At 61.3% G+C, this 4,809-nt stretch carries 6 protein-coding genes; 5 read left to right on the forward strand and 1 reads right to left on the reverse strand.

Annotation, left to right across the window (positions count from 1 at the left end; all coding sequences use genetic code 11):
• The 5 genes from AC0QUY_RS42140 to AC0QUY_RS42160 form a co-directional block, all read left to right on the forward strand.
• A partial coding sequence (locus tag AC0QUY_RS42140; RefSeq protein ID WP_475391686.1) for a hypothetical protein occupies positions 1 to 232 on the forward strand: 232 nt, incomplete at its 5' end.
• A complete protein-coding gene (tnpA, locus tag AC0QUY_RS42145; RefSeq protein WP_141343522.1) occupies positions 213 to 674 on the forward strand; it encodes an IS66-like element accessory protein TnpA in 462 nt (153 codons plus the stop codon). The genes AC0QUY_RS42140 and tnpA, both read left to right, overlap by 20 nt.
• Positions 671 to 1,024, forward strand: coding sequence for an IS66 family insertion sequence element accessory protein TnpB (gene tnpB, locus AC0QUY_RS42150; RefSeq protein WP_069279868.1), 354 nt, complete (start codon positions 671 to 673; stop codon positions 1,022 to 1,024). Before tnpA ends, tnpB begins: the two co-directional genes overlap by 4 nt.
• A 50-nt stretch (positions 1,025 to 1,074) precedes the next feature.
• The gene (gene tnpC, locus AC0QUY_RS42155; protein ID WP_161856372.1) at positions 1,075 to 2,637 is read left to right on the forward strand and encodes an IS66 family transposase; all 1,563 of its coding nucleotides are present in this window, start codon (positions 1,075 to 1,077) and stop codon (positions 2,635 to 2,637) included.
• Between the two features lie 44 nt (positions 2,638 to 2,681).
• Entirely contained in the window at positions 2,682 to 3,257 is a 576-nt protein-coding gene (locus tag AC0QUY_RS42160) for a UPF0149 family protein (protein WP_475391688.1), read from the forward strand.
• A gap of 1,447 nt (positions 3,258 to 4,704) precedes the next feature.
• Here AC0QUY_RS42160 and AC0QUY_RS42165 read toward each other — a convergent pair.
• The coding region (locus AC0QUY_RS42165; protein WP_146101462.1) for a transposase domain-containing protein at positions 4,705 to 4,809 on the reverse strand (105 nt) is incomplete at its 5' end.

Raw genomic sequence — 4,809 nt, forward strand, 5'->3', positions numbered from 1 at the left:
TCACCGGATAGTCGGCGCGGCGATCTTCGATGAAGCGGAATCTCATGTCCGTGTTCCAGCAAAGATCGCGATCGACTTTTTTAAAATGTCGCGCTCCATGCGCAGCCGCTCGTTCTCTCGCTGCAAAGTAACCGGCATGAGGGCCTCACCTCGCAGTGACGAAGCTTGTCTGCGATACAGGCTGGCAAGAGCTGATCGGTGGAGGTGGCGCGATGGCAAATGCCATGCTTGATGCCAGGCAGGAAGGTGACTCTTATCGCCGCGTTGAGGTGATCACTGGGGAGCGCCGGCGGCGACGGTGGACGAGCGAGGAGAAGGCCCGGATCGCGGCAGAGAGCTTTGAGGAGGGGGCGAACATCTCCGAGGTGGCGCGGCGCAATGGCGTTTCTCGCGGACTGCTCACGGTGTGGCGCCGCCAGGTAGCGGCGGCGCTGGCCGGCAAAGCCCAGAACTTCGTGCCTATCCAAATTGGCGCCGAGAGCGATGGCGGGAGGGTTGGCAAGTCCGAGTGTATTTCGCCGGTACAGACGAAGCCCGTGGAGATTGCCACGCCGCCGGCCAAGGTCTGTGGAGTGGTCGAGATCGAGGTGAACGGGGCGCGCATCCGGGTCGAGCCGGGGGTGGAACTGGCGACGCTTTCGGTGGTGCTATCGGCGCTTCGAGGGATCCGGTGATTGCTCTACGGTCAGACCTCAAGGTGGTGCTGGCGGCCCAGCCGGTCGACTTTCGTAAGTCGGTGCATACGCTGTCGGCGCTGGTGAGCGAAGCACTGCGCGCGAACCCATATTGCGGCGACGTCTTCGTGTTCCGCAGCAAGCGCATGGACAGAGTGAAGCTTCTGGCGTGGGACGGCAGCGGCATGGTGTTGGTAACGAAGTGGTTGCACCAGGGGCGTTTCACCTGGCCGCCGATCCGCGACGGCGTTGTGCATCTCAGTGCGACGCAGCTTGCGATGCTACTCGACGGGCTCGAGTGGACGCGTGTGTCGCCCAAGCCTGTGAAGCAGCCGGCCATTGTCGGCTGAGAAGTGAGGATTTCACTGGAGCATGGGTCGCACGGATGTATCGTCTGGTCATGGCGATTCGCCCCGACACTCTCCCGACCGATCCGGCAGCTCTGACCGAGATGGTGCTCGCGCTTGACGCTGAGAACGAGACGCTGCGCGTAGCAATGCAAACGTTCAAGGACATGATCTTCGGGAAGCGCTCGGAGCGGCTTGCCGCGCTCGTGGCCGAGCAGCTCGCGCTTGAGCTTGGCGATCTTGAGACCGACGTCACGCCGCCTGCAGCTGCCAACGACGATGCAGCTGCGGCAAAGCCGCCCGGCAAGCCACTGCGGAAGAAGGCGCGCCGCAACATCGGCGCGCTTCCAAAGCACCTGCCGCGCTGTGAGCATGTGCTGGAGCCGGAGGCGACCGCATGCCCGTGTTGCCAGGGCCAGCTTCACAAGATCGGCGAGGACGTCAGCGAGGTGCTGGACATCATCCCGGCGATCCTGCGGGTGCTGCGGACGGTCCGTCCCAAGTACGGCTGCCGCCGCTGCACCGATGGTGTGATCCAGGCGAAGGTGCTGCCGCGCCTGATCGAGAGCGGCATGGCTTCGACCGCACTCGTGAGCCACGTGGTAGTCTCGAAGTTCGCCTGGTATCTGCCGCTGTACCGACAGGTGCAAATTCTGGCCGGCCAGGGTGTCCATCTCGACCGGGCGACGCTTGCCGGCTGGGTGAAGCGTGCGGCCTGGTGGCTCAGGAGCCTCTATGCGCTTCAGCTGCGCACGATCCAGACCGCGCCGCGCCTGTTCTGCGACGAGACGCCGATGCCGGTGCTCGATCCCGGACGACATCGCCCGCGCATCTGCCAGTTCTGGGCGCATGCCATGGATGACCGGCCATGGGGCGGTCCCTCGCCGCCGGCGGTGGCCTACGTGTTCGCCGACGGCCGCGGCACGGCGGAGATCGCCAGACAGTTGATGGGCTTTTCCGGCATTCTGCAGGTCGACGGTTATGCCGCCTACAAAGCGCTCGCCCGCGATCATGGCGGCGCGATCCAACTCGCCTTTTGTCTCGCCCACGCCCGCCGCAAATTCGTCGAGGTGTATAAGACGACCCAGTCGCCGTTCGCGCGCGAAGTGATCGAGCGCCTGCAGGCGGTCTATGCCATCGAAGCAGAGATCCGTGGCAGCAGTGCCGAGCAGCGGCTGGCCACCCGCGGCACCAGGTCCGCTCCATTGATGGAGGCGCTCAGGACGCGCCTGACCGCAATGGTCGGCCAGCTCTTCTCCCAATCGAAGCTGGCGGAGGCCATCAACTACGCACTCAATCACTGGGACGGGTTGACGCTGTTTCTCCGCAACGGCCGTGTCGAAGTTGACAGCAACACAGTCGAGCGTTCCATGCGCCCGATTGCGATGGGAAGACGCAACTCATTGTTCAGCGGCAGCGAAGGCGGCGCCGAGAGCTGGGCGATCCTGGCGTCGCTCGTGAACACGGCAAAACTCCATGAGCTCGATCCGCAGGCCTACCTGACCGATGTGCTGGAGCGCATCGTGTCTGGGCGAACCAAGAGCCATCAGCTGCACGAGCTGCTCGCCTGGAACTGGAAGGCGGCGCGCCGGCACACACCGCAGGCAGCGGCATGAGCCCACGTCGCCATAAGGCAGCATCGTCGATGGCGTCAGCCGCGATGTCGCTTGCGGAGCTCGAGCGATGGCTCCAGGATCGCGTCGATCGCCATCCTGCCGCCACCAGCATTCCCATGCTCGACGGCTATACCGCCGCGATCGTGGCCGGACCGGTGTCGATGAGCCCGCTCGATTGGATCTGCCCGCTGCTCGCGATCGATGCCGACGCTTTCAACCATGGCGGCACGCCGGAGTTCGCCGCGATCTCCGCCGTCGCGCTGCGCCACAACGACATCAGCAACACCCTCTCGACTGCCCCCGATCGGTTCGAGCCGATGCACCGGCGCGACCCCAGCGGCAACATCGATGCGCATCCCTGGTGCCAGGGTTTCTATGCTGCGATGCGGCTCAGACTGTCGGCGTGGGCGCCGTTGCTCGACGTCAACAACGTCAATCACGGCCTGCTGCTGCCCATCCTGCTGCATTGTCGCGACGATCAGGCCCGTCCGCTGCTCGGACCGCCACGAAGCGGTCGCAAAACCGAGGATTTCCTCCGTAACGCCTACCTCGATATCCCAGCCGTCGTCGAGGCGCTGCGCCAGCACTGGATGCCCATCCGCTACGCCCGCGACCGCTAATCATCGCGGACGTGGGAGCTCATACCGGTTACGCTTGAATTCACCAAAAAAAGCGCCAAAACGCAGAAATTAACCGTAGATGCGCAGCTCATTGCATTAATCTAGATCTAGATATTCGTTAAATTCAGCAATCCTCGCGAAGCGCTCAGCGAGCTGCTTCGCCCCGAACGTGCACATCAGACTTGGCATCGCTGCACCTCACCTGCGGGTATGGTGGAAGCGGCGAAGACGCATGGTGAAACGGTAAAGACAATGTAGGGAGGCTAACTACGCAATGCCCGGCCAGAGGCGAACATACGCTAAGCTTCCATTTTGGCTCGATTGAGAGCCTATGATCTGTGCTGGCCCCGAGATGGCATGCGAGGCTTGCATCTATCGATGCTACCTTGTGAGATGGATGCCACTGTCGGCCTGATCTTCGGGGCACCCCCAACACACCTGAGAAATCGTGATGAAGCCACGGCGCGCGGCTTCGCCGAAGGATGACGCTGTTGACGAGTTCGGGCTAGTTCCACACTGTGCCACATCCATGAGTAGTTCGATAGATGATAGCTTAAGTGAAATGAAATCAGTGCGGAACGATATTTGGCGTTGTCGTAAGTTGCTTCAAAACGAGTTGCCTGATGAGCAGCGAAAAATCATCGAGCAACGCCTGGCTGAACAGTGTTCGGCTTTCGATCGGCTTTTAGCCACCACATTTCCTTTCACGTTGAGGCTCAAGTCAACTTCAGTGCCTGTGCCGCTCAACAGCTAACTAAACCTAACCAGCAAGAGCCCTATCCTCCTTATCCTCGGCTCACCTGGAATCCAGCCCAGACTGAGTTGATCAATGGAAGTGAAATGCTGGAAAATGCGACGCATGATACCAGGCAGGATGTTGATCGCTATCGTTGACTCGAGTGACCTCGGCGCGCCGGCGGCGACGACGATGGATAGGCGCGGAGAAGGCCCGCATCGTGGAGCAACGTTTTCAGAAGGGTGTGAACATTGCACGCGGTCTTTGGCGCAATCGCGTTGCCCGCGGAAGCCCGCGATCGCCCGCCGCCTTGAGCAAATCCGTCAGCAAGTCAGAGCGGAGAGGCCGCAATCTCCGGAAGCCAATAGACAAAGCAGAGCCAGCTTGAATTTTCAGCATAGGCGCTCCTTTAAAGCGAACGATCTTTGCCGAAAGTGGGAACAGCAGGTGATCGCAGTAACGCCTCATTCACACGTTGACGTTAAGGTTCAATGACCGATCTTACTCCGACAGGATGATCGACTCCTGGCGGAGCAGAGTCATCACCAGCGGCCAGGACCGTGCGATCGCCCACGCGGTCATTTGTTGAATTTATCGCATTGCTATATTTTGGACGATTTTCGGGATGCAATTCACATCAAGGCCGGGGAGCCGATTATGCGATACGATCGGATAGACGCCCGTATCCTCGTAAGCGGCAAGCTGAGGCCGTCAGGCGGCGTGGTTCCATGGCATAAGCGCGTCGATTTCGCTGCTCGGCCAGCCGTTGGCGATACGCTGAAGCGTGAGGGTGAGCCAGGCGAACGGATCGACGTT

It is taken from the genome of Bradyrhizobium sp. WYCCWR15520 (assembly GCF_056174665.1).

Coding starts and splice junctions, on each gene's coding strand:
- AC0QUY_RS42160 (WP_475391688.1), top strand. CDS start 2,682: ATGTCGCTTGCGGAGCTCGAGCGATGGCTCCAGGATCGCGTCGATCGC.
- tnpA (WP_141343522.1), top strand. CDS start 213: ATGGCAAATGCCATGCTTGATGCCAGGCAGGAAGGTGACTCTTATCGC.
- tnpC (WP_161856372.1), top strand. CDS start 1,075: ATGGCGATTCGCCCCGACACTCTCCCGACCGATCCGGCAGCTCTGACC.